We start from the raw sequence: 25,538 nt of genomic DNA, 5'->3' as shown, positions 1-25,538 counted from the left end.
AAACAAGCTCACAATGTAATTATCGAACAAATGAAAAAGAAATTCTTTGCCATTGCTTTTGCAGCAGCCCTGATGTTTACTGCAAATGAATCCTTTGCTCAGTTAAAACTCCCTGCGGCAAGTAGCGCTCAAACAATCACACAGGGATTAGGGATTGAAAACGTAACGCTAAACTATAGTCGTCCAAGCATGAACGGCCGTAAGATTTTTGGTGAACTCGTGCCTTATAATGAAGTATGGCGTACAGGTGCTAATACCAACACAACCTTAACATTTGAAGGCGATGTTAGCCTAAATGGACACAAACTCACTGCGGGAACCTATGCATTATTTACCATTCCTAATAAGAACGAATGGACTGTTATTATTAGCAAGAATACCAAGCAATGGGGTGCCTACACTTACAATCAATCTGAAGATGCATTTCGCTTCAATGTAAAATCACAAAACTTGAGCGCTCCGGTCGAAACATTTACGATCTCTTTTGACAATGTTACACCGACGGATGCAGTACTAACTCTTGCTTGGGAGAAAACAGCAATAAAAGTTGACCTTAACGTCAATCAACAGGCAAAAATTATCGCTTCCATTGATGAAGCCATGAAAGGAGAGAAAAAACCTTATTTCGCAGCTGCCCAATATTATTTCAACAACAATTTGGATCAGAATAAAGCATTAACTTGGTTTGATGAAGCCGCCAAAGCACAGCCTAAGGCTGCCCATGTATTGTACTGGAAAGCAAAAGCACAATTAAAAGCCGGCGATAAGAAAGGTGCTATAGAAACTGCTACGAAAGGAGTTGAGGTCGCTACTGAAGGTAAAAACAGCGAATACATTAAATTGAATACACAAATAATCAACGCGGCAAAAAAATAACGCATTGGAAACTGTATAACGAAAATGGGGGTATCCGACTTTTGGATCCCCCATTTTTTGTTACTTTGATTCATATCCCCCTACCCAATCTTTTCGAATATCCAATGCGAGCGGGGTTTATTTTTTATTTTTGGTCACTTTCATTTTTATAACTCATCTTTCAGCAATTGTTCCAGTTCTTCAGGCGAAACATTCATGTTCACATTACCGTCCTTTGCAAAAGAGATTTCCCCAGTTTCCTCAGAGACAATGACCGCTATGGCATCGGAGATTTCCGTCACCCCAATTGCCGCACGATGCCGTAAGCCAAATTGTAGCGGTAAATCCTCACTATCTGACAATGGCAGAACACAGGAAGCCGTCATAATCTTGAAATCGACAATCACGAGCGCTCCATCATGCAGGGGGCTATTTTTATGAAATATACTCTCAATTAAACGTTTTGAAATATGTGCATCAATATATTCACCGCTGCTCTGGTAATATTCCTCATCAAAATATTTTGAAAAAACCAGGAGTGCTCCAGTTCGTGTACGCGACATGCTTCTGCAAGCTTCCACAATCGGCCTTAAATCCTCCGTCAGGTCCTTCTGTATAGCTTTCTTATTTCCTAAAAAAGACCAGAAAACCTTTTTTCGCTTCATCGATATATTCTTGCCCACATGAAGCAAAAAGCGTCTGATTTCCTGCTGGAATACCACAATAAGCGCAATGGACCCTACTGATATAAATCCACCAAATATTTCGGTCAATAGACGCATGTGCATCTGTTTGACAACAATATAGACCCCATAAAACAAGGCAACCCCGATCAAGATATTCACGGCAATGGTACCCCGGATCAGACTATAGATATAGTAGATAATAATCGCCACCAATATAATATCGATAACGTCCAATAGGCGAAAGCCACTAAACAGGCTATAATCGATTCCATCCATATATGCAAGTTAAAAAAAAATAGATATTATTTGTATTTTTACCGTATAACATACAGGAAAATGACTAGACTTTCAGTAAATATCAATAAAATTGCAACGCTCAGAAACTCCAGAGGGGGTAATAACCCTAATCTCGTAGCTGCTGCATTAGCCTGTGAACGTTTTGGAGCACAAGGCATCACTGTCCACCCAAGACCGGACGAAAGGCATATCCGCTATCAGGATGTATTTGACTTAAAAGCCGAAATTCAGACCGAACTCAATATCGAGGGCAATTGCCAGGAACAGAAATTTATCGACCTTGTACTGGCCAACAAACCTGCTCAGGTAACCTTGGTTCCTGATGCCGAAGGCCAACTGACTTCCAATCACGGCTGGGATACGATCAAAAACAAAGTCTATCTAATGGATATGTGCCAATTGTTCAAAGATGCTGGCATCCGTGTATCAATTTTTGTAGATCCTGTAGAGGAGATGGTCGAAGCTGCAGCAGAAACAGGGACAGACCGCATAGAATTATATACCGAAGGTTTTGCCAGCGAATATGGATTTGATAAAGAAGCCGCCATCAAACCTTACTTCAAAGCCGCATTAAAAGCACGCGAGGTTGGCTTAGGTTTAAATGCAGGCCATGACCTAGATTTAAACAATCTCCAGTATTTCAACCAACATATACCTGAATTACTGGAAGTAAGCATTGGACATGCCTTGATTTCAGATGCCCTATACCTTGGACTGGAGGAAACAATCAAACGTTATCTGACCTGTCTAAAATAAATGATCCGATGAAGGCTTGATGCCTTAAACAATAGCTACTGTAAATAAAAAAGGCTTTCCCACAAGAAAGCCTTTTTTATTTTTTATCTTGATTCAAGTCCACTATCAAAAGAGAATGGATTTTTCGTTGTAGCTACTATTAATGAATTCCTTTAAATATACGGTTCCAACGGATTTTAGAAAGACCTGTACCGATTTCGTCCCAACTCATCCAGGTAAATAATGCTTTACCCACGATATGGTCTTCAGGCACAAATCCCCACCCTCTTGAATCCAGAGAATTGTGACGGTTATCTCCCATCATCCAGAAATAGTCCATTTTAAAAGTATAGTTATCCGCTTTAACATCATTGATATAGATACCATCAGCACGTTTCTCCAATTTGTTATTTTCATAAACGCGAATGGCACGCCCATAGATTGGTAAGGTCTGTGCGTTCAAAGCAACGGTCCAGCCCTTTTTCGGAATCAAGATAGGTCCAAAGTTATCAAAATCCCACTTATACTGAGAATCGTAAGGATAAGCACCTTCACTAGCTGGACTTCTTCTGATTTCCTTTACATTTGACCATGATTTCACAAGCGCGACCTCATCATCTGTCATATACAATTCATATAAACCCGGTTGCTGATCAGATCCACCACCTTCAATACGTAGTTCACGTAGACGTTCCATATCCAATGGCGTACCATCCGTCAACACATAATAATTTAACTGACTTTCAGGCGGATCAAATCCCGGTTGATCATTGATAAAGAGCTTGGCATCCTTCATTGAAATCTTATCTCCTGGTAATCCCACACAACGCTTGATATAATTTTCACGTTTGTCTATTGGTCGGGCCTGAATGGTAAACTGTGAATTAACGGTCTGCCAGCCGTAGGCTCTGACTAGGTCATAATAACTCGCATTCTGGTTTTCCAAGGCGACGGTATCGCCTGCAGGGAAGTTAAAGACAACGACATCGTTGCGTTCTATCTTTTGAAAACCCGGCAATCGTTTGTAAGGCAACTCAATCAATTCAGAGTAGGCCTTTCCACCTGTTATTGGCATCGTATGATGCGCAAAAGGAAACGCAATCGGCGTATTAGGCACACGAGGGCCATAATTTAATTTACTCACAAATAAGAAATCTCCAATCAATAAGGTACGTTCCATTGATCCTGTCGGGATCATATACGCTTCAATTAAAAATCCGCGAATAAGAGAGGCCGCCACAGTTGCAAATACGATTGCATCAGCCCATTCACGCACCATAGATTTCTTATACGGATATTTGATTTTATACTCTTTGTAGGAGGCTTGTTCAATTTCCGCAAGTTTCTCTTCGGTCAATTCCACGCCTTCCTGTGCAGCGGTCTTCAGGTTTTTAGCATACAAACCATTTAAGAAACGCACATTAGTATCCTTAGCCCACATGGGCAACACAATAAATGGCACCAAAACAGCCGCAGCATTTTCCCAAAAACGACGTTTGCCAAAACAATGGATAAAATCGAGGTAAAGGTTATAGAAGACAAAAATATTGACAATAGGAACCAATAATAAGATCACCCACCATGTCGGTCTTCCTGTTAATTTAGCCTGTATATATTGACTATAAAAAGGTACGATTGCTTCCCAGCCTTTTCTGCCAGCTTTAACAAACAATTGCCACAATCCATATCCCGCTATTGCTGTTAAAACCGCAAAGATAATTAACCACATAATCTATTAATTAGTACTATTTATTAAAATCGAAAATTTCAGTTACTTGATAGAATCCTTTCTTACCATTCAACCATTCGGCGGCTACGACAGCGCCCAACGCAAAGCCATCACGACTATGCGCAGTATGTTTAAATTCTATTTGATCCACTTCAGAACTGTACAGCACAGTATGTGTACCCGGAACTTCCTCAATCCGATGGCTCTCAATGAGAAGTTCTTGTGGCTTAGGAATAATTTCATCTTGCTCACCCACAACAGTATTGACCCAGTTTGTTTTCACATCACTGTGGTCCAAGATACCCTCTGCAATGGTAATCGCTGTACCACTAGGAGCATCCAATTTGTGGATATGGTGGATTTCTTCCACCTGAACATCATATTGTTTATAAGGTTGTAAGGCTTCCGCCAACATACGGTTGATATGGAAAAACACATTCACACCAATCGAATAATTTGAACCATATAAAATAGTTCCATCGGAGTCCAGACATTTTTCTCTGATACTTTCCAATTGATCATACCAGCCTGTTGTTCCCACTACAATTGGTACGCCTGCTTCCAAACAGAGGTTCATATTATCCAAAGCAGCAGATGGCACACTAAAATCAATAGCTACATCAGCTCCCTTGATATCATCAACTGTCAGGCCGGGACGATTATTTTCATCCACAATTAAAAAAATCTGATGGCCTCTTTTCAGTGCATACCTTTCGATAATCTGCCCCATTTTGCCATATCCCAAGAGAATGATGTTCATATATCTAGAAAATAAAGTATAGTTTATTTTTAAAATTAAAAAATTCCATTGAAAAACAGATACAAAACCGTGATTAACAACGATTTTTTATTGAAAGCGTCCGTAATCAAAGATCAATAAGAACCTTACCTCGGCGGCCATTGTACTTGCTGCAGGCTTCAGTGTGAGGTTTTTAATTGAATTTCATGGACAACTTTAATCCGACTGTAGGTTTAAAAGTAAACGATCCAGATGCGAGACTTGCATCCATTAATGTAGGTCCGATAGAAAAAGTTGTCTTTTTGGGCTTGTCATCACCGATACTCCAGCGATATTTTAGCATAGAATCAATATAAGCCTCGGCAACGTTCAATCCATAGACCCCAAGCGTTAGCAGCACCATCAGATCCCGGTTTCGCCTTGCATTGTCCTTTGCTCGTATAATTGACTGATCGGGGATTCTTTCATAGAAAGGATCTACTGGTCGGCCTTCAGCCCTATCTTGTAATACACCCAAAAGTTCCTTGTAATATTTATTATTGAAATCAAAAACAAGCACCGTGGTAGCCAATCCACCATAGATCACAGGCACTTTAATCCACCATACACCACCGTTGGTATACTGGCCCCAGCCTGGGAGTACCAAAGAACGCTTCCAGGCCTGTTTATTCTTTGCTTCAATAGCCAAGCGGGTTGAATCTTTAAAAACAACCTTCTCTTTCGCTTTGGCCTCCTCCTTTTCGCGCTTTTTACGCTCTTTTCTGGATTCTTTTTTAACAGTGTCCTGTGCTGATTTTGGTTTCAAACTTTCTGCTTTAACAGTTTGAACCTGTTTTTTGGGAATTGTATCGACAGTCTGCGCTTGTACGATCAGTACAGCAAATACGGCAAAAAGCAGACTCATTAATTTGGTCATATTACCAATCTAAAAGTTCAAGAATACGGCTCAGATCATCCTCAGATTCAAAAGGAATCTCAATCGCCCCCTTACCTTTGGTACTCTTCAAATTCAATTTGACTCTTGATGAAAATTTCGACGCCAGATCATCCTCAATTTTTTGCAGCTGAAATGACATCGCAGTTTTATCTTTACCAGCTTTTTTCTTCCCGCCTTTTTGAAGTTCGCGAACAAGTTCTTCGGCTTTTCTAACAGACAAACCTTGATCAATGATCAATTTAAAGATATATAACTGTTTATCAACTTCTGGAATATTGATCAGTGCACGAGCGTGCCCCATGGTCAATGCCCCGTCACGTATCGCCGCCTGAATGACAGGTGGAAGTTTCAGCAGGCGGAGGTAGTTTGTCACTGTAGAACGGTTTTTACTAACACGTTCACCCAGTTCCTCCTGCTTTAAATTACATTCTTCGATCATACGCTGAAAGCTCAAAGCGACCTCAATGGCGTTTAAGTTTTCGCGTTGGATATTTTCGATCAATGCCATTTCCAGCATCTGCTGATCATTGGCAGTACGGATATAGGCTGGAATTTCAGTGATACCTGCCAATCTTGAGGCACGGAGACGTCGCTCCCCTGAAATCAATTGATAGTTGCCATCCGAAATCTTACGTACCGTAATCGGTTGGATTAAACCCTGTAAAATAATAGATTCGGACAATTCCTGTAAGGCAACCGGATCAAATTCAGTACGGGGTTGAAATGGATTCACCGATATTTCTTCTACCCGGACATGGCTGATGCTGCCATTTTCTTTGTTTGTATGTACTGTAGAAGAAGTCACAAGCGGTGCCTCCTCAACTTGCTGATTACTTTTAGCAGGAACTTCTACACTATCGTTTAATAGCGCACCTAAACCTCTTCCCAGTCCTGTTTTACGCTGATGTGCTGCCATATTATGCGGTTACTGTTGTATTCATTTCATTAAGATGCCCGTTTTTCTGCAATATTTCACGCGCCAAATTCAAATAGTTGATCGCTCCTTTACAAGAAGCGTCGTGCATGATAACAGAAATACCAAAGCTAGGAGCTTCACTTAAACGGGTATTACGTTGAATGATGGTGTCAAAAACTAAATCCGTAAAATGCGTTTTCACCTCTTCTACAACTTGGTTGGAGAGTCTTAAACGAACATCATACATCGTCAATAAAATACCCTCGATCTCCAAGCTAGTATTTAAACGGTTTTGAACGATTTTAATTGTGTTCAGTAATTTACCAAGTCCTTCCAATGCAAAATATTCACACTGAACAGGTATGATAACCGAATCAGATGCAGACAGGGCATTAATAGTGATCAAACCCAAGGAAGGAGAACAGTCAATGATAATAAAATCATAATCATCTTTGACCTGATCCAAGATCTTTTTCATCTTGTACTCCCTTTCGTGCATATTGATCATCTCAATCTCTGCACCCACCAGGTCGATATGAGCGGGTAAAAGATCAAGATTTGGTGTTTCAGTTGACTGAATTGCATCTCTTGGGCTCAAATCATTGACCAAACATTCGTATATACTTTCATTGATTGTACGAGGGTCAAAACCAATCCCAGAAGTAGAGTTTGCTTGTGGATCTGCATCCACCAACAATGTTTTATATTCTAAAACCGCCAAACTAGCCGCCAAGTTAATTGACGTTGTGGTTTTTCCTACCCCACCCTTTTGGTTTGCGATTGCGATTATTTTTCCCATCTTGAATGAAAACCTTTCTTAATTAAAATGTCATTTTACACTACATTTCACTTTCCCGAAGATCAATTTGTCCAAATATTTACGCTAAATTTAAATTAGCCTAACAAATTCAGCATATTTCGTACTTTTGATTGATCAAAGGCACATATCCTCAGGATGCTAAGATACAAAAAATCAAGATATGTATCCACTTTGAAATAGTGCTTTTTATAAGTATCAACAACACAATGATTTTAATAATATCCGGAACAAACCGTCCCAATAGTAAGACGTTAAAAATAGCAAAATGCTACCAACAGCTTCTTAATCGTAAATCCATTGAGAGTGAGATCTTTTCGCTATCAGATCTCCCTCCAAATATTTTAGAGACAGATCTTTACGGAAAAAGAAGTGCGGCTTTTGAACCGATTCAGCAAAAGGTTAGTCAGGCCGATATGTTTATTTTCGTAGCGCCCGAATACAATGGAAGCATCCCTGGCGCACTCAAACTTTTTATTGATTGCTGCACGTTTCCAATTAGCTTTTACCACAAAAAAGTTGCATTAGTCGGGTTGTCGTCTGGAAGATATGGCAACCTTCGCGGGATAGATCATCTCACCGGAATATGCCACTACCTCAGAATGCATGTCCTCCCCCTCAAGATATTTCTTCCCAATGTACAGCAGGAACTGAACGAAAATGGCGAATTATTTAAAGAAGATACCCTACAATTTATCAACGAACAGATTGAGGAGATCATCCGATTTTAAACCCTCATGACGAAGATCAACCATAATTAAGTAGATCACCCCTTCCATTTTCCAAAAGTTTATCATACACTTTTGAAAAGCGTAAGGCTAGCTTATCGACATGATAATAATAAAGATAACAATTAGACAAACAACGGGAAAACCGTCACAAAAAATAAAAGCACCCGCTGAGCATTACATTGCTAAAAAGAGACTATCAGGGGTACGAAATAAAAACGGGACTGTCCAGTTGGACAGTCCCGTTTTATGTTAAAGTAAGATCAGAAACGAGAACAATAATTCATCAGCCAAAGGCCAAAAAAACTATTGTCTCAAATAACCTATCTAGATCTAATATCTAAAAATTTAATAGCCAAATATTTCTTTTAAATCCAGTTTTTTCACCTCGCCCAATTTCGCAAGATCTTCTGGTTTGAGACTATCTTCCTTCGCTACGATACAGTATACATAAGGCTTTTGGCTCATCTCTTTCTTATGAAACACATTCAAATCAGTATAAGTCAACTTAGGGGCTTGCTCATAAACAACTTTACGAATATCTGTTGTGTTACCCATGCGTTGCGCACTTAAATAGCTACCTAAAATAGAAGCATTTAGTACACGTTCACTCGCAATAGATTTCTGCAAACTGACCTTCGCAATATCCAAGCCTTTTGTACTTTCAGGAAGTACATCCAACAACTCATTCATACCCTTGATTGCCTCATTGAATTTATCAGCTTGTGTACCGACATAAGCACCCACTGTATAATGATTTTCTTTTTTATAAGGCTGCCCGTAGAATGCGTAAGTAGAATAAGCCAACGCTTTCGATTCACGAATAGTTTGGAATACAATACTTCCCATACCACCACCAAAATAATTGTTGAACAATGACACTGTTGGTGTAAGTGAGTTGGAATAAGCGTCTGATGTTCTATACCAGAATACTTCCGCTTGTTTCATATCAAAATTAGCAAACAAAACCTGATTTTTATTGGTTGGCTGCTCCGCAAACACCAAGTTTTTTCCACCTTGTACATAATCACCCGAACCTTGTTTTAATGGTTTTGCCTTCGCTACAAATTCACTCGCGCTCAATGGTCCAAAATAAAGCAATGTATGTTTCATATTGGCCAGATCATGTAATGCTTTTACAAGATCTTCCGCTTTCAATGCATCTAGTTCCGCATCTGTAAAAACATTATTAAATGGATTTTTAGCCCCGTATTTTGCATATGATTTTAATCCCTCCATAATTGCACCTTTGTTTTCCTTTGCATTCGCTCTAGACTTCTTAAGGCGTGCAATATACATTTTGAATGCCTCTTGGTCAGTCACGCAATTGCGCAATAGATCCTGAATTAAAGATTGCGTGGAGATAAAATTCGAATTCAAACCCGAAATTGAAACCAGTGTTTCTTCATTTCCCGCAGAGACTGAGAAATCAGATGCCAATTGATAAAAGTCTTTGCTGAATTGCTCACTGGATTTATCTTTAGTGCCCAAAAACTCCAGATAACCGGCCGCCAACGATAACAATTTATTACTCCATTTCCCCACATCAAAACGATAAGACAGAGAGAATAACTCATTATCACTATTCTTCACAGCAAGCACTGGCAAACCATTTGCAGTAGCTTTCTGAACATCTTTATTGTAGTCTACCCACACCGGTAGGATCTTATCCTCTGGCATTGCCTCTACTTTTTTCAAGAAATCAGATTGATCGTCACGGTTTACAGTGACAGGTGTAATTTCTGGTTTCACTACCTTGACAACATTATTGTCTACCCCTTTACGCTTATAAACCACGACGTAGTTATTATCGTTCAGATATTTATTGGCAAAATTGACAATATCCTGTTTTGTAATCTTATTCAAACCATCCGAATAACTGACCACCGACGACCAGTCCTGCCCCGATGTAAAAGCATCCATTAATGCTTCTGCACGGTCGCCATAACTTTCATTCTGTTTGATCTCATCTTTTTTCGCGTTATTGACAATTGCACCGATCAAATCATCAGAAAATTCACCTTTGCGCAGTTTATCCAATTCTTTTAACAGCAACTGTTGTACCTCCTCCAAGCTCTGTCCCTGTCCCGGATTTCCTTGTAGAATCAATAGCGAATAATCTTTCAACACATACGGGAAGGCTCCGGCACCCAATAGCTTCTGGTTCTTCACCAAATCCAGATCAATCAGACCTGCGGAACCGTTCGTCAAAATCTGACTCATCAGATTTAACATCTGCGCATCCTTGGTTGCAGCACCCGGAAAACGGAATCCCATAAACATAAATTCCGCATCCGGCCCTTTTACCTCCCGAACAATAGGGCTTAAAATAGGCTTCTCTGGATCAAAAGTATAGGGCGGTATTTCTTTGGACTGCATAAAAGCAAAACTCTTATCCACCTTCTTCACAACTTCTGTAGGATCAAAATCACCGGACATGATCACACCCATATTGTTAGGGACATAATAGGTATTAAAATATTCTCGGATAGCTTTTAACGATGGATTTTTTAGATGTTCTACTGTACCGATAGTGGTCTGCTTTCCATAGTTATTATTTGGGAAAGCCGCTTCAAACATTGCTTCAATAGCCCTACGGCTATCTTTATCCAATCCGATATTTTTCTCCTCATAGACAGCTTCCAGCTCCGTATGGAACAGGCGGAGTATTGGATTTCTAAAACGCTCGGCTTGTACAGCAAGATACTTATCCATTACATTGCTCGGAATCTGCTCTTGGTAAACCGTTTGTTCAAACGACGTAAATGCATTTGTACCTTCAGCCCCCATGGATGCCATCAGTTTATCATATTCATTGGCAATAGCATACTTAGCCGCTTCACCAGACACGCGGTCAATTTCCTTGTATATCGCCTTCCGTTGTACTTCATCAGTCGTGCCATTATACTTTTCATAAAGTGCATCAATCTGATCCAGCAAAGGTTTTTCCTTGGCCCAATCTTTGGAACCAAATTTATCCGTACCCTTGAATAGCATATGTTCCAGATAGTGCGCCAAACCTGTATGATCTTTTGGATCAGTTTTACTTCCGGCTTTTGTCGCGATGTAAGTTTGGATACGCGGTTCTTTTTTGGTTGGACTTAGAATAACGGTTAGACCGTTTTTGAGTTTGTAAAACCTCGAATGGGTAGGGTCATTGGTCACATACTTGTAGGTATACCCGCCCTCAGAAGATTCTTTCCAGTCAAATTTGGCATTCTGGGCAAACAAAGTGCCCCCTGCTGTTGTTAGAGCAAACGTAACTGCAGTAATTTTAAATAGATTTTTAATCATATTTCCTTTTTCTTTTCAACTCAAACTTAGATAAATTGCTGTGGATATGCAATATAATTAAGTAGATATAAAAACAATGTATTGCAGCCTACTGCTGTTGCACTTTCTTCTTTGTAGCTGAAATACGGCAATTTGTCATCTGTATTTCCCATATGTTTAATGAATATTGTTACAATGGTTTATCATTCTTATTTTTGCAAAAAATTTAAAAAACGCAAACGTTTTATTTCATGAGATCAAGAATACTTGTTTTTGTGATCTTCGCACTTCTTTCCTTTCGTACACGCGCGCAGGTCACTCCCAGAATAGAAAATCAGAAAGACACATCAAGCAACCGTACTCCCGCAAAAACAAGGTTAATATTTCAACTTGAGCATGAAAGTGGGGGTGAACTCAAATTTAACGAACGTTCGAAACAAACCCTGGAAGACTCCTATTACAGCGGACTTAACTTTCGCGTTGGCTTCCAAACACAATTTCAGGATTCGTTAAAAAGCATTTATAACGAAATATATAACTATCCCATTTATGGTGTTGGCATCTATAGCAGTACATTTGGCCAGGAACACCTAGGCCAGCCCTTTGCGTTTTATGGATTCGTAGCGATTCCCATAAAACCGAAAGTCAACAGCCGATGGAACTTCAACTATCGGATTGCATTGGGACTTTCCGGCAGATTCAACCCTTATAACGAAGAGGACAACCCTTTCAATCTACTTATAGGAAGCAAAAACAATGTATTTATTGATCTTGGACTTCAGGCAAACTACCGATTAAGCCAAAAATTCCAGATTGGTGCCGGTGTAGCGTTCCACCATTTCAGCAATGGCGCATTGGCTTTGCCAAACACTGGAATAAACCTGCTACCATTGAGTTTATCCGTCTCCTATACACCAACGAGCAAACCATTTGATTTTAGAAAACGAACTGTTCCAAAAATGGAAGAAACGGAGGAACTACATTTCAACTATGCTTTTGGATTTAAACAAATCGACCGCGAGCACGATGGCCAATATTTCAAATCGACCCTGGGGGCCTATTATAGCAAGCATTTCGGGTACAAATGGCGTCTTGGCGCTGGAATGGATGCATTCTATTCAGCAAGTGGTAACGACGAGAACATCGCCGGCGATAAAGCTGGCAAATTTTCGTCATTATTTTCCTATGGACCGGCCTTTTACATCGACCATGTGTTAAATTCCAGACTATACATCAATGGAAATGTCGGCGTATACTTGCACCGTAATAAATTCAATGGTGAAAGCACACCCGTATACCTAAGAGCAGGTGTACGCTATAAAGTATATAAAGATTTCTTTGCCGGGGTTTCCATTAAGGCCCATGGTGGTAAAGCAGACTTTATCGAATGGACAACGGGCTATGGCTTTAAGCTGGGCAAAAAACGGGGAAATCCTGCCAGCAATTAAATAAATGCGCTCTAAAGCTTCGATAACAGAAAACAAATACATCGGCGCGATAGAAAGCCATTTTAACAGCATAAAAAAAGCGTTCTTATGAACGCTTTTTTTATTGTGGGGATTACTGGGTTCGAACCAGTGACCCCTACCTTGTCGAGGTAGTGCTCTAAACCAGCTGAGCTAAACCCCCTAACGAAAAAAAAGCACCATTTGTTGATGCTTTTGTGGAGGCTACAGGATTCGAACCTGTGACCCTCTGCTTGTAAGGCAGATGCTCTGAACCAGCTGAGCTAAGCCTCCGTTTGGATTGGTGGAGAATACTGGATTCGAACCAGTGACCCTCTGCTTGTAAGGCAGATGCTCTGAACCAGCTGAGCTAATTCTCCGACTTTGTATGGTGGAGGCTACAGGATTCGAACCTGTGACCCTCTGCTTGTAAGGCAGATGCTCTGAACCAGCTGAGCTAAGCCTCCATACTTTTTAAAGAACGCCGTTCCCTAATTGCGTGTGCAAATATAGCTTAAAAATTCTATTCTCAAAATTATTTTCAAAGATTTTCTACATTTAAAACCGCAACAAGCTAAAAAACACCCACATAATTTTCACGGAAATTAATCGTAGAACTTCCACGAAATGCCAAATCTAAAATTGGCCGTATTCATTGGATAACGTCGTACAGTATAATAACCATTCGGGTAGAAATTCTGATTTAGGAAATTATAACTTAAAAACATATTGACCCGTTGTATATTGGCTGTGATCCATAAGTCCATAATCGGATAAGTAGAAAATTCTATCTGCTGATAAGCGTTATAAAACTGTCCTGTTCCTATCGAGTAATTTGGATTGGCATAAGGTGTATTAAATTTGGCATCAATACCTATACTATAATCAATGACTTTATAAAAAAGATTGCTATAATAGAGACTATGCCAAGTATAAACCTCAGGAATAGCCAATATGCTCTGTTGATCAGTCTTTTGATAAACCACCAAGTTATCAAGGGTAAAATGATTAAGTTTAAATTTTTGGCCAACACTCACTTTCAACAAATTGGCATTATCCAATTGTGCAGGATTGATCCACTTATCTTTCTTACGGTCATTCTGCGGATTTGGCAATTCTTCAAAATAGGTATAATTGTTCATTAGGAAGTACTCAACCTTTCCATTGAAACCCAATGTAGGGTTACGGTATTGAAACGCTACATTTTGAATTTTGGTCTTTTTTAGCCCCAGATCATTCCAGTTACCATAAGTATAGTTCAGGTTCTCAAAAATCATTTCAGGTGATTTATTCTGCGAATAGGCAGAAAGAGTTACCTTTCCGATTTTATCCCCCATGGAAATATCCGCCTTTGCTTCATAGAGGAAATCCCCTATATTATGGCCAAAAACAATCTGATTGGCTTTTAAGCTGAAATCTAACCGATCTGAAAATTTGTAGCCCAACTCTCCCTTGACAATTCCATTTTGATAGAAACGATCAAATGTTGTACTATCTGGCAATTTCTTAAGTGGTTCAGGATATGCGGTCTGATTGCTATAGTAACGCAATGAGTCTACCTGACTCTGCTCCACCCAGTTCATATCATGCTGGAAAGCAAGGTTCAGCTTAGCTTCATTTTTAAAAATTGATTTGCCGCGCAGAAAGAAATTATACTCAAACTCATTGGAAACATTAGTGATCGCTGTTTTATCATTATTCAGCGCCAATGCTTTATTATTGTAAGGCATTGCAGCAGACAGGTCGTTCATGTTCTTGAAGAAGTTATAGGCCTGCCTTCTTATACGGGTGTTATGCGCCATACTGTTTGTCGGATAGATCTGCATGGTCGGCTTTCCTTTATCTACGGTATCAATCCGGCCTACATAGAGCGACTGACGCAAGAACAGCGAGTTGTCCCACCATTTTGATCTTGGCACGATCGCATTACTAGCATCCTGAAATTTGACAGGAAACCGATCCGGAGACTGCTTGTTTTCGGGAGCAAATGGACGATCCTCAACAGTAGAACCATTTTCCATCGCATCCAAACGGTTAAAAACGGCATTGATCAATAAATTATAACGGTTATTTTTAGACTCGTACCAAGACGCAATGGATGCCTTCAGATCCGAGTAATTCTGATTAAGATAAAATCCATCCGTCTTCGTTGAATGAAAGTCAACATTCATATTCCATTGCGAATTGATATTCTGTGCTACCCGGGCCCTAAAGACCTGATCATTGAAAAAGAACCCCACTGCTGACAGTTCGGAATAACGCGCCCGAGCCCTAAAATATTGAACAGAGTCAGGATTTAACAAATAACGTTCTAAGGCAGTGAATCCAGACTGAAATCCAATTGTCTTTTTGGGCTGGAATAATAAGTCACGTGTGGCAAGACCATATGACCCTAGATTCACACTGGGATTCCAGGGTAGATTTTGGGGATTGTAATATTGATAATTACGATGTGATGTATCTATTTGCCTTGTGTAGGTTCCTTTTTTAAGCATATCCAATGTCGCATAACGGATATACTTTGCCGACAGGATAACCGAATCTTTTTTCCCATCTTCTTTGGCTCTCGCCGAATCCAATGCACTGCTCCACTCCTCTTTGCTTTGCGCAATAACATCCATGGAACAAACAAGTAAGACACACAGTGCGGCTAATACGCGTACGATCAACTTCATCTAAAATTGTATATAGTCTAAATTTACTGCAAAGCTATCAATTCTTTCAAAATTAATGTCATCTTAGGTTCCGCTTTCTCAGCGACAGCGACGATTTCCTGCAAAGAGACAGGTTTTAACACATCGTGGAAACCCTCATCCGTAACAACAGAGATTGCGAACACTGGAAGAGCCATATGATTGGCAACAATCACCTCAGGTACCGTACTCATCCCCACAACATCCCCACCAATAATTCGCATAAAGCGGTATTCAGCTTTTGTTTCCAGGTTTGGTCCCTGCGAGGAGACATACACAACCTTTCGTGCTGTAATTCCATGCTTTGCTGCAATTTCAAGTGCCTGTTCAATCATTACCTGATTATACGGTTCACTCATATCCGGAAAACGAGGACCAAATTCACTCAGGTTTTGCCCACGCAAGGGATTGTCAGGCAATAGATTGATATGGTCTTCAATAATACCTAGATCTCCATTCCTGACCTCCGGATTCAGCGATCCCGCTGCATTTGACACAAAGAGCTTTTTGACGCCCAGCACTTTCATGATCCGAATTGGAAAAGTAATCTGCTGCATATCATAACCCTCATAATAATGGAGTCTTCCTTGCATGGCAACCACATTCTTACCATTTAATTTTCCAAAAATCAATTTACCGGAATGGAATTCTACTGTAGAGATGGGGAAATTAGGAATATTGGAATACATCAGCTGATATTCGATCTCAATCTCATCAACCAATTTACCTAAGCCAGTACCTAGGATGATACCGAATTCTGGAGTAAAATCTCCAATTTTTCTACGGATAAATTCCGTAGTCTCATTTATGCTATGATACATACGTACAAAAAAACTAAGTATCTCAAACTTAACTTAATTTTTTTGTACGTACAAATCAAATATCGCAGCTTAGTTATGCGAAAGCGCCTTTTCACTCGCCTTACCAGGAGAGCTCACCAACAGCATCAAGAAAGTGATAAAACCATTGATGATAATCAGGTCCAGTCCGATCACATAAGGCGTATACACCTCAATCACATAGGTTTTCAATAAATACAATATAGTTGGTGAAAGCACACAGATATAAGGTACCGCTTTGTCCCGGACAGCAGATTTTGTGAAGATCCCAAAAACAAACAATCCCAGCAATGGACCATACGTATAGCTCGCTGCCGTAAATATCGCATTCACTACTGAGTCGTCATTGATCAACTTAAACACGAGTATAACTAATAACATGACAATCGAAAAACCAAAGTGAACATAATTACGCTGTTTGATGAGAGCGGGATCATTGGGATTTTCCTTTTTATTGAAGTTCAGGAAATCCACACAGAACGAAGTTGTCAATGCTGTAAGCGCGCTATCGGTTGTTGCAAATGTCGCTGCAGTCAGCCCCATCATAAAGATGATCGCCGGAACGATCGCCAAGTGGTTCAACGCAATCTCCGGATAGAGATAGTCGCGTGTTGCCAGTTGTGACACATCAATACCGTTTTTGGCGGCATAGATATACAGTAGGGCCCCCACCGCCAAAAAGAAAATATTGATCACCACAAATACACTTGTGAAGGTAATCATATTCTTTTGAGCTTCTTTGATCGTTCCCATAGACAGATTCTTTTGCATCAGGTCCTGATCAAGTCCCGTCATGGCAATAGTCACAAAAATTCCGCCCAAGAATTGTTTCCAAAAATTTGCTTTACTGCCAACAAAGTCATCCCAAAAGAAGATTTTGGAATAGCTGCTTTCTTTGACTGCCTCAAAGGTATCTACTATTCCAAAATCCAAGCCCTTAGCCATAAAATAGATTGAAAGGATAACGGCTGTTACTAAAAAGGTAGTCTGTAGGGTATCTGTTACGATGATCGTCTTTAAGCCCCCCTTATTGGTATAAAGCCAGATAAGCACCAGACAGATCACTACCGTGATCGCGAAAGGCACATTCCAGGCATCAAAAATAAAATGCTGCAGGACAATTGCAACCAGATATAAACGAAAGGCCGAACCAATGGTACGGGAAATCAGAAAAATAGCGGCACCGGTTTTATAAGTTGTATGCCCGAAACGTTCCTCCAGATAGGTATAGATGGAGGTCAAATTCATCCGGTAGTAAAGTGGAAGCAATACATAAGCAATAATGATAAAGCCAACTGCATTCCCCAGTACAAATTGAAAATAGCTAAATTCTGAAGCGCCAACAGCACCAGGAACAGAAATAAAAGTTACCCCGGAAAGCGCTGTACCGATCATCCCGAAGGCGACCATATACCATTTCGAATTTCGGTTGGCGACAAAGAAGGTAGAATTGTCGGAAGATCCTTTTGAGGTGAAGTGTGCTACTGCGAGTAAAACCGCAAAATAGATCACAATAAAGGATAATAATATAACTGGTGACATAGTTTGTTTTTAATAGGTGATTGTGATGCAGATAATTTTAATGTGTGGCCTGATAGGCTTCAATCGCTTGTCTTACATTGCCAAATTGTTCCAATAAAGCTGCGGCATCCTCTTCAGTTGCCCCAGTCTGATCCATAATAATGCGCACACCCCTGCCGACCAATTTATGATTTGACAATTGCATGTCAACCATTTTATTCCCCTTAACGCGGCCCAGCTGAATCATCACTGCAGTACTGAACATATTTAATACAAGCTTTTGTGCTGTACCAGACTTCATACGAGTAGACCCGGTCACAAACTCTGGCCCTACAATGACCTCAACAGGATATTGCGCAATTTCGGCAATCGGAGAACCACCATTACAAACGATACAACCTGTTATCATCCCTTTTTCGTTTGCAGTCTTCAAGCCGCCAATGACGTAAGGCGTAGTACCCGAAGCAGCGATACCGATCACGACATCATTCTCATCAATATCATAAGCTTCCATATCCTTCCAAGCCTGCTCCAGATCATCCTCAGCAAATTCCACAGCCTTACGAATCGCCGTATCCCCACCAGCAATTAACCCAATGATCCACTCAAATGGTACACCATAAGTCGGAGGCAATTCAGACGCATCCAATACTCCCAGTCGACCACTTGTACCAGCTCCGATATAAAATGTCCGACCACCAGCCTTCATTTTCTCTACCGTAACCTTAACCAATGCTTCGATCTGAGGAATAGACCTTTCAACAGCTAGTGGCACAGATTTATCCTCGTTATTGATATTAGTCAATAACTCATGTACAGACATCTTGTCCAAATCCTGATAATTCGAATCTTTCTCCGTTGTATTAACCATTCTTAATATATATTGTATTTCTTAATTCAATAAACTAGGAATATCCACAATTTGATACCCCTTCTTTTTTAATATCTTAATTACATCATCCAAATGATGATATAGTTTGTCTTTCCGTCGGTCATCCGTCCCCATATGGATCAATACCATAAAACCATTCAGGCCGGATTTCGTTTCATGAGACCAAAGGCCTTCCAAAATTGCGGCAGAAGACAGATAACGTTTCCCCATTTCGGGATAGCTGTAATCAGCAGCAGTTCGTATTCCGGGTGTATAATTGATTGAAGACAGCCCTACTTCTTCTGCCCACGCTACTGTCTGGCTATTATACCATTCATAAGAAGGAATATAATAGTGTAGCTTGCTTGTATCCGCCCCCGAAAGCGCCAATTCAATCAGATTAGCCCTCAAATCCTGCAGGAACGAATCCCGGCTGATCAGCAATTTATCCCGACTCCCCCAATCGCTGATCAGGAGATGTTTATCTGAATGTCCTGATACCAAATGCCCATCTTTCAACATCTGTCGAACATAAGGCTTGAAACGTGCGTTTCGCAGATAATCTCCTGTTAAAAAAAAATTCCCCTTCACATGATGCTGCTTCAAACTTTTCAAAACCACCGCTGTTCCCTCTGACAAATCATGCCCTGTAAAAAGTAAGGCCACTTTTTTCATTGTAGAATCGCCGCGGACAACAGCACCGAAGACATCTCTGATTACTTTTTTCCAATAGGCTCCTCCAATGCCTTTCCTTCTTTAGCCGCGAGCAAGTAGATCAATGAAGCTGTTCCATCCATGGTGGGTTCATTGGTACTGTAATCACCATAATCATCATGGTAAACAGCCAGGTCACTCTGAAAGTCCGCATAGCTATCAGGGTTGTTGAGTTTAATACCGATCAAGTTACGGTAAGTAGAGGCCATTATCGGACCATCTACCAACCCACCATCAATCGGATGTTTACCCAAATAGGCAAAAGCAGAATGTGGATCAACTGGTGTATCGCCCCAAGATGGAAGTCCGTAAACCATACTTGTTCCCCATGGATTAGCACCAAAGAGCCAATCAAAATTTGCCTGCTCCAGTTCATCAAACTGATTATCCCCCGTCAGCTCTTTATACCAAAGGCATTGCATTGCGAAAGAAGCCGTTAGATTGTTACTGCACCAGATAAAAGGAACCCCTCTTAAAAATGCATTTTGCTCCGCACGTTTATTGACCTCTTCAATACCTTGTCTATAATATGAAACAATCTCCTCGCGATCCTGTCCTTTTATTTTTTTAGCCAATTCATAATGCCCCAGGTTGATAAAAGGATACCACTGATAATGCGCAGCAGTATCTGTTATCATCCAGGGTGTTACTTTTTCTTGTCTGGCATACTGCATCGCTTCTTCGGCAAACTTGTTTTTCTTTGTTACCGAAAGTCCCATTGCCGCTGCCAGCTGCATATCATCCACCCAATTGTCTTCGGCATAGATATAAGGTGATTTGACAGAAACCGTCTGTGTCACCCCGGGTTTTATATTAGCATACGCATAAGCTGTCTCCGCTTTCTTTGACAACAGCCTTGCATATTTTTTATCATCTTTCCCAAAAAGCACGGATCCCAAACGGAAAGCGCTACTCAATTTCCCTGCTGTAGAACTTGTTCCGGTTGTGTTATTCATAAACTTGCCCCTTTGTTGCGGCTCACCATCTATAAAATACACCGGGCGTTCAAATCCACGACCATAATAAGGATCCTCCTTGGGCATCCGCATACTTGCATGATCCCGGTCATCCGCAATCTGATTATACATCTGATTTGCTTTTGGATGCATCTTCAACAACCAATCCAGTCCCCATTTGGCTTCATCCAATATATCGGCACGACCGTTCTTCCCATCTAGACCATTTGCCTGCTTTTGATCTGCAAACACCTTTGGAAAGTCCCGATAGGCCGCCAGCAGATGAAATGTTGCATTTGCCGACGTTGTCGCGTATTGCAAATAATCAGAAGCATCATGCCAACCTCCGCCTGCATCAATATGCGAACTATCCGCTATACCGACTTTAGCTGCATACAATGTAAAACCATCGTGCGTATGACAACTGTCCTTTAAAAAAGGATTGAACAAGGTCCTTTGTTGACGCATATACCGCAATGCAAAGTCCGCTGCACCCTTATAGACATCGCGGGCAATCCTAAAATGAGGAGATTTGATTTCTCCCACCTGGACAAAAAAACTTCCCGTATCCTGTAATGCTGAGAAATCGAATCGAAAACTCTGCACAAAAGGGCCATAAACACCATAATCTTTCCCTACGGGATGAACATACACTGTCTTACCTGTCTTTGCATCTTTAACCTCAAAAGAACGAAGCTGCCTGATTGATTTCCCGCCCCATACCGCGACCTTTTTGCCTGCCGGTGTATAGCCTAATTGGTTTATTCGAATCCAAGCATTTTGCTGTGCTTCCGCAAAGTTACAAACAAAACATGCAAAAACAAGCAAAAAAGCTTGACGTAAATTTAAGAAGTTTAGATATTCTTTTATCATAATAAGGCATTTATTTTTAATAAAATCAACTCAAACGGTTGTTTAAAACCTCAAAGAAACTATTTTGCCGTCCATCGTGCTTGCAACAACCTCATTACTACCATTTACAGCAACAGGATTGACCATTCCATTGGAAATTTTATATTGCCACATTATATCGCCTGTTTTTGCATCAATAGCCGAAAGCAAACCCGAATGACTCGGCACAAACACCAATTTACGATTTGTTTTTATCGCTGATGGGGTCAATTCATAAGGCAATTTTAGTTTTGCTTTCCAAATTACGTCCATTTTGTCACCTGAAGAAGAAATCCCCAGCAAATCGCCATCCATTGTCTTCACGTAAACCTGTTTCTTATTTACGGCCAGTCCCATAGACTCCCGCACACGTATGGTATCTTTCTTTTCTCGCCAGACCACAGTTCCATTCTTTGCATCCAATGCAGTCATAAACCGATCCGGTGCAACAACAAATACGCGATTATTTACCCCAACGGGATTGCAGGCAGCAGCCGAAAACATTCGATTGGCGTGGCCATTGTTCCATTCCCAGGATAGTTTTCCAGTTTTGGCATCCAAAGCATAAAATCCATTTCCCCACGAACCGAAGATGATATTACCCAAATAATACGTTGGGAAAGTCGACACAAACCCCTTGACCTGATCAAAACTCCATCTTAATTTACCAGTTTTTATATCCAAGGCTCTGAATTTACCATCCGAACCACCGATAAAAGCGACACCATCATGCAGCAGTGGCGAACCCAATAAGGCCTTATCTGTCTGCACCTTCCAGAGAAGTTTTCCATTTTCCGCATTGACAGCATATATAAAGTGATCCGAAGAACCGGCAACAACAATACCTTTCCAAACTGCCGGTGTAGAGTACACTTTCCCTCCCGTCGGAAAAGACCACAGTTTTTTGCCGGATTTAAGATCCAGCGCAAAGATATCGCCCGCAGTATTGGAGGTAACAACCTTGTTTTTATAGATCGCAAGTCCTGCACCAATGTCGCTTGCATCTTCAAAAGTCCAGTTCACATGGACAGCACTTGCATACTTTTCATTGACCGCATAATTCGGCCGTGGATAAGTTGTAGTTTCGCGATCATAGTGATGATCAAACAAAGGCACTTCTAACCAAGGTTTTTCTTGTGTACCAATTCCAGGATTACGCTCTTGATAAGTCGCTTTTCCATCACCGATGGTTACAATATTATAGCCACCGACAGGTTTATTTGCACGTAGATTGGATCGGCCCATCACACCCGGAATCCCCTCCCAGTCGTAGGCCTTGTTCGCATGTCCATGTCCGCAGAAGGCCAATTGCACATTGCGTGTTTTAACACGCTTCAATGCATCAAACCAATTGTTCAGGGAGGAGTCTTGTGGATAATGATTAATGTAAATTAATGGCGTTTGCTTGTCAGGGTTCGTAGCAAAGATGGAGTCCATCCACACCAGATTTTCTCGTGGTATCTGCCCGGGACTCATCCGCATATTCGGACCAGAGTTTGTTCCGATAAATTCATAGCCCTTATGTTTAAAGAAAAAAGTCTCACCGCCAAAGACAGTACGAAAGGTATTGGCTCCATTTTCAGACCAATTCCCATCGTGGTTACCAGGAATGACATACCAGGGCAGCTGCAGGCTATCCAAAATCCGCTTTGCCAATTTCAGTTCCCGATCAGCCCCAAATTCAGTGATATCTCCTGAGAGTATAACAAAATCGATGTCTTTCAATGTATTAAGATCCTTTACAGTACGTCGCAGATCTTCCTCACCTGTTGCACCACCGACATGTGTATCTGTGACATGGGCAAATTTGAAAGACTGCGCAAAGGATACATTGATAATGCACAATAATGCACCAATAAAGGATATAAGCTTCGGTTTCATGGATAAAGTTTTCCTAAAAATAGCGTTTTTATGCGTAAACATAAAACATGAATGCATTTTTATGCATGATATTTTTGATACAACAAACATATACCTATTTTTTTTCCAATAGATTTACAAAAAAGCCTTGTCTAAGAATTAGACAAGGCTTAATAGTATTAAGAATCGAATTACCAGCCCTTTGTTTGGGTCAGTTTATAACCGCGCTGCTCATATTCAACCATTTGCGCCTGGCCAACAGGAGCCAGATAATTCTTATCCATTATTGCATTTCTGTTTGAAGCATTTTGCACGACAATAAAACCAACCATTTCAGCAGCATTTGAACCATTGTAAGTCACAATAGTACCATCCGCCTTTCTAACTTTGGTAACATTAATATAATTTGCTTTCAAAAAATCTGGAGCTTGTTTTGCCACATCAACCCAGATACCCGTAAAGTAATCGGTATTTTTGGAAAAATCCATATAATTCAGTTTCTTCCATCTTCTAAGATCCATTAAACGTGAATACTCAAAAACAAACTCCATGCGACGTTCACGACGGATCTCCCACATCAAGGGCGACACATCTCCATCACGCAAAGGATCATTCGCGATAGCCCCTAATTGAAGCCCTGCTGTTTTCTTCACTCCTCTTGCTACTGCGGTTTCATCCAAAGGCCTGTTACGAATCGCATTAATTGACTTATCTATATCCGACTGGCCAACAGCAGCTCCCCCAAAGAATTCAGCCAAAATCTGCTTTGCTTCCAACCAGTTTAACACGACTTCCGCATATCGGATAACGGGAGCATCAGAAGTATTTGTATTGGAATTCCATTTTGAATAATCCGGATTTGCACTTGGAATTTTATACCCATTTCGCGCAACATACTTGGTTCCATAAACAAAAGTGGAAGCCTTCGAGTTTAGATCAGTATCAAATGAAGCCTCAAACCGAGGATCGCGCGTTTTTGCCAAATTTGCTAGGGAAAAATCCGAGACATTTTCTACAGTAGATGAAGCAAATGGCTTGCCATCAACACAAATAAACTCCTTGATCAGCTTCAAGTTTGGAGCTGCCGCCTGTGCCTCTATACCATTTTGATAAGAACCGATAGCGTGAAACACATTGACAGAAGCGTCATACTTACGATAAAGGATAACCTCCTTGTTGCTATTCAAATCTTGCGAAGAAAACAAGCTTTTAAAATCCGAACCAAAGGAAAATTTACCAGAATTCATCACAATCTCAGCAGCACTTTGCGCCAATTCCAAATATTTTTTCGCTTTAGCCTGATCCAAACCGTGGTATTTTTGCCAAGACCCTTCAAATAGCATCAAACGCGAAATAAAAGAAGCTGCTACGTATTTATTCAGGACATTTACCCCGTCATCATTACGCATATTTTGTAGCACAAATACAAAGTCATCATACACGTGATCCATTACTTCGCCACGATTCGTACGATCTTTATACTGAGTATCAAAATCAGCCGCAGGTATTTCTTTCTCAAAATAAGGCACATCACCAAACACAGAAACCAAGCGCGCATATTCAAATCCTTTGAAAAAACGAGCCACGGCAGTCCAATGATTATACTGTTCTGGTGTCAAATTAGGCTTAGCCATATTCTCTAGACGGTCCAAGAAAATATTAGACTTACGTACCCAGGAAAAGTTCCAGGTTGGGCCTGCATAACCGCTCAACCAATCGCCAGCTTCAGCAACAGAATATCTCGAATCTGGAATAGAGTTTTCAAAACTAGTCTGCTGACCACTAAAAGTCAAATCATCAGAAAAGGTATACCCCCTAACTGGCGTATAATCCGTTGTATAGGAACTATTATAACCATTGAAATACTGCGTATAAAATCCATTCGCAAACAGCCTGAGATCATTTTCATCCCGCCAGTAAAGACCTTGTCCGTCTGTAATTTTATCCAGGGCTGGGCGATCCAACAAGCTATTACAGCCTGTCAGTCCCATTGAAACCCCTAATAATATATATATAAATTTTGCTTTTATTTTCAT

Annotated in this window: 20 protein-coding genes and 4 tRNA genes; 4 read left to right on the top strand and 20 right to left on the bottom strand. The window is 40.6% G+C overall.

Annotated elements, in window-relative coordinates:
- Positions 1 to 30: 30 nt before the first annotated feature.
- A complete protein-coding gene (locus tag M2408_RS05000; RefSeq protein WP_259179817.1) occupies positions 31 to 876 on the top strand; it encodes a DUF2911 domain-containing protein in 846 nt (281 codons plus the stop codon).
- A 146-nt stretch (positions 877 to 1,022) separates the two neighbouring features.
- Here M2408_RS05000 and cdaA read toward each other — a convergent pair whose 3' ends face one another.
- Positions 1,023 to 1,817, bottom strand: a complete 795-nt coding sequence (cdaA, locus tag M2408_RS04995; protein WP_208642578.1) for a diadenylate cyclase CdaA — start codon at positions 1,815 to 1,817, stop codon at positions 1,023 to 1,025.
- A gap of 60 nt (positions 1,818 to 1,877) precedes the next feature.
- On the opposite strand from cdaA, the gene M2408_RS04990 reads away from it, so the two are divergent.
- Complete coding sequence (locus tag M2408_RS04990) at positions 1,878 to 2,594, top strand: pyridoxine 5'-phosphate synthase (RefSeq protein ID WP_259179811.1); 717 nt, start codon at positions 1,878 to 1,880, stop codon at positions 2,592 to 2,594.
- 139 nt (positions 2,595 to 2,733) lie between these two features.
- Here M2408_RS04990 and lepB read toward each other — a convergent pair whose 3' ends face one another.
- The 5 genes from lepB to M2408_RS04965 form a co-directional block, all read right to left on the bottom strand.
- Positions 2,734 to 4,302 carry a signal peptidase I gene (gene lepB / locus M2408_RS04985; protein WP_259179810.1) on the bottom strand — a complete coding sequence of 523 codons (1,569 nt, stop codon included), beginning with the start codon at positions 4,300 to 4,302 and terminating at the stop codon, positions 2,734 to 2,736.
- Between the two features lie 16 nt (positions 4,303 to 4,318).
- On the bottom strand, positions 4,319 to 5,062 hold the full coding sequence (gene dapB / locus M2408_RS04980) for a 4-hydroxy-tetrahydrodipicolinate reductase (RefSeq protein ID WP_259179809.1): 744 nt from the start codon (positions 5,060 to 5,062) through the stop codon (positions 4,319 to 4,321).
- Positions 5,063 to 5,234: 172 nt separating this feature from the next.
- Positions 5,235 to 5,957: a DUF5683 domain-containing protein gene (locus M2408_RS04975; protein ID WP_259179807.1), complete on the bottom strand. Its 723-nt coding sequence runs from the start codon at positions 5,955 to 5,957 to the stop codon at positions 5,235 to 5,237.
- 1 nt (position 5,958) lies between these two features.
- Positions 5,959 to 6,894: a ParB/RepB/Spo0J family partition protein gene (locus tag M2408_RS04970; protein WP_259179804.1), complete on the bottom strand. Its 936-nt coding sequence runs from the start codon at positions 6,892 to 6,894 to the stop codon at positions 5,959 to 5,961.
- Between the two features lies 1 nt (position 6,895).
- Complete coding sequence (locus tag M2408_RS04965) at positions 6,896 to 7,693, bottom strand: ParA family protein (protein ID WP_259179802.1); 798 nt, start codon at positions 7,691 to 7,693, stop codon at positions 6,896 to 6,898.
- 227 nt (positions 7,694 to 7,920) lie between these two features.
- Between M2408_RS04965 and M2408_RS04960 the strand changes: the two genes are divergently transcribed.
- A complete protein-coding gene (locus M2408_RS04960) occupies positions 7,921 to 8,442 on the top strand; it encodes an NADPH-dependent FMN reductase (protein ID WP_259179800.1) in 522 nt (173 codons plus the stop codon).
- Positions 8,443 to 8,787: 345 nt separating this feature from the next.
- Here the strand turns inward: M2408_RS04960 and M2408_RS04955 are convergent, their stop codons facing one another.
- The gene (locus M2408_RS04955; RefSeq protein WP_259179797.1) at positions 8,788 to 11,733 is read right to left on the bottom strand and encodes a pitrilysin family protein; all 2,946 of its coding nucleotides are present in this window, start codon (positions 11,731 to 11,733) and stop codon (positions 8,788 to 8,790) included.
- A 26-nt stretch (positions 11,734 to 11,759) separates the two neighbouring features.
- Positions 11,760 to 11,885, bottom strand: coding sequence for a hypothetical protein (locus M2408_RS04950; RefSeq protein WP_259179793.1), 126 nt, complete (start codon positions 11,883 to 11,885; stop codon positions 11,760 to 11,762).
- Positions 11,886 to 11,963: 78 nt separating this feature from the next.
- Between M2408_RS04950 and M2408_RS04945 the strand changes: the two genes are divergently transcribed.
- The gene (locus M2408_RS04945) at positions 11,964 to 13,160 is read left to right on the top strand and encodes an acyloxyacyl hydrolase (protein ID WP_259179791.1); all 1,197 of its coding nucleotides are present in this window, start codon (positions 11,964 to 11,966) and stop codon (positions 13,158 to 13,160) included.
- 106 nt (positions 13,161 to 13,266) lie between these two features.
- On the opposite strand, the gene M2408_RS04940 is transcribed toward M2408_RS04945, so the two are convergent.
- From M2408_RS04940 to M2408_RS04885, 12 genes are all read right to left on the bottom strand, one after another.
- Positions 13,267 to 13,341: transfer RNA gene (locus tag M2408_RS04940), tRNA-Val, on the bottom strand.
- A 35-nt stretch (positions 13,342 to 13,376) separates the two neighbouring features.
- Positions 13,377 to 13,451: transfer RNA gene (locus M2408_RS04935), tRNA-Val, on the bottom strand.
- 8 nt (positions 13,452 to 13,459) lie between these two features.
- Positions 13,460 to 13,537 (bottom strand) — tRNA-Val (locus M2408_RS04930).
- A gap of 9 nt (positions 13,538 to 13,546) precedes the next feature.
- Positions 13,547 to 13,624: transfer RNA gene (locus M2408_RS04925), tRNA-Val, on the bottom strand.
- A gap of 138 nt (positions 13,625 to 13,762) precedes the next feature.
- A complete protein-coding gene (locus M2408_RS04920; RefSeq protein ID WP_259179789.1) occupies positions 13,763 to 15,832 on the bottom strand; it encodes a putative porin in 2,070 nt (689 codons plus the stop codon).
- A gap of 23 nt (positions 15,833 to 15,855) precedes the next feature.
- Positions 15,856 to 16,671, bottom strand: a complete 816-nt coding sequence (locus tag M2408_RS04915) for a purine-nucleoside phosphorylase (RefSeq protein ID WP_259179787.1) — start codon at positions 16,669 to 16,671, stop codon at positions 15,856 to 15,858.
- A gap of 69 nt (positions 16,672 to 16,740) precedes the next feature.
- Entirely contained in the window at positions 16,741 to 18,231 is a 1,491-nt protein-coding gene (locus tag M2408_RS04910) for a sodium:solute symporter (protein ID WP_223581595.1), read from the bottom strand.
- A 37-nt stretch (positions 18,232 to 18,268) separates the two neighbouring features.
- On the bottom strand, positions 18,269 to 19,081 hold the full coding sequence (gene murQ / locus M2408_RS04905) for an N-acetylmuramic acid 6-phosphate etherase (RefSeq protein WP_259179781.1): 813 nt from the start codon (positions 19,079 to 19,081) through the stop codon (positions 18,269 to 18,271).
- A gap of 21 nt (positions 19,082 to 19,102) precedes the next feature.
- Positions 19,103 to 19,756: a polysaccharide deacetylase family protein gene (locus M2408_RS04900; RefSeq protein WP_259179778.1), complete on the bottom strand. Its 654-nt coding sequence runs from the start codon at positions 19,754 to 19,756 to the stop codon at positions 19,103 to 19,105.
- 41 nt (positions 19,757 to 19,797) lie between these two features.
- Positions 19,798 to 21,624 carry a glycoside hydrolase family 9 protein gene (locus tag M2408_RS04895; protein WP_259179776.1) on the bottom strand — a complete coding sequence of 609 codons (1,827 nt, stop codon included), beginning with the start codon at positions 21,622 to 21,624 and terminating at the stop codon, positions 19,798 to 19,800.
- Between the two features lie 42 nt (positions 21,625 to 21,666).
- Positions 21,667 to 23,523 carry a PQQ-binding-like beta-propeller repeat protein gene (locus M2408_RS04890; RefSeq protein WP_259179774.1) on the bottom strand — a complete coding sequence of 619 codons (1,857 nt, stop codon included), beginning with the start codon at positions 23,521 to 23,523 and terminating at the stop codon, positions 21,667 to 21,669.
- A gap of 170 nt (positions 23,524 to 23,693) precedes the next feature.
- Positions 23,694 to 25,538, bottom strand: a complete 1,845-nt coding sequence (locus tag M2408_RS04885; protein WP_259179772.1) for a RagB/SusD family nutrient uptake outer membrane protein — start codon at positions 25,536 to 25,538, stop codon at positions 23,694 to 23,696.

The organism is Sphingobacterium sp. BIGb0165, from assembly GCF_024810095.1.
Taxonomy (GTDB): Bacteria; Bacteroidota; Bacteroidia; order Sphingobacteriales; family Sphingobacteriaceae; genus Sphingobacterium; species Sphingobacterium detergens.
This window is presented reverse-complemented; position numbering and strand designations above follow the sequence as displayed.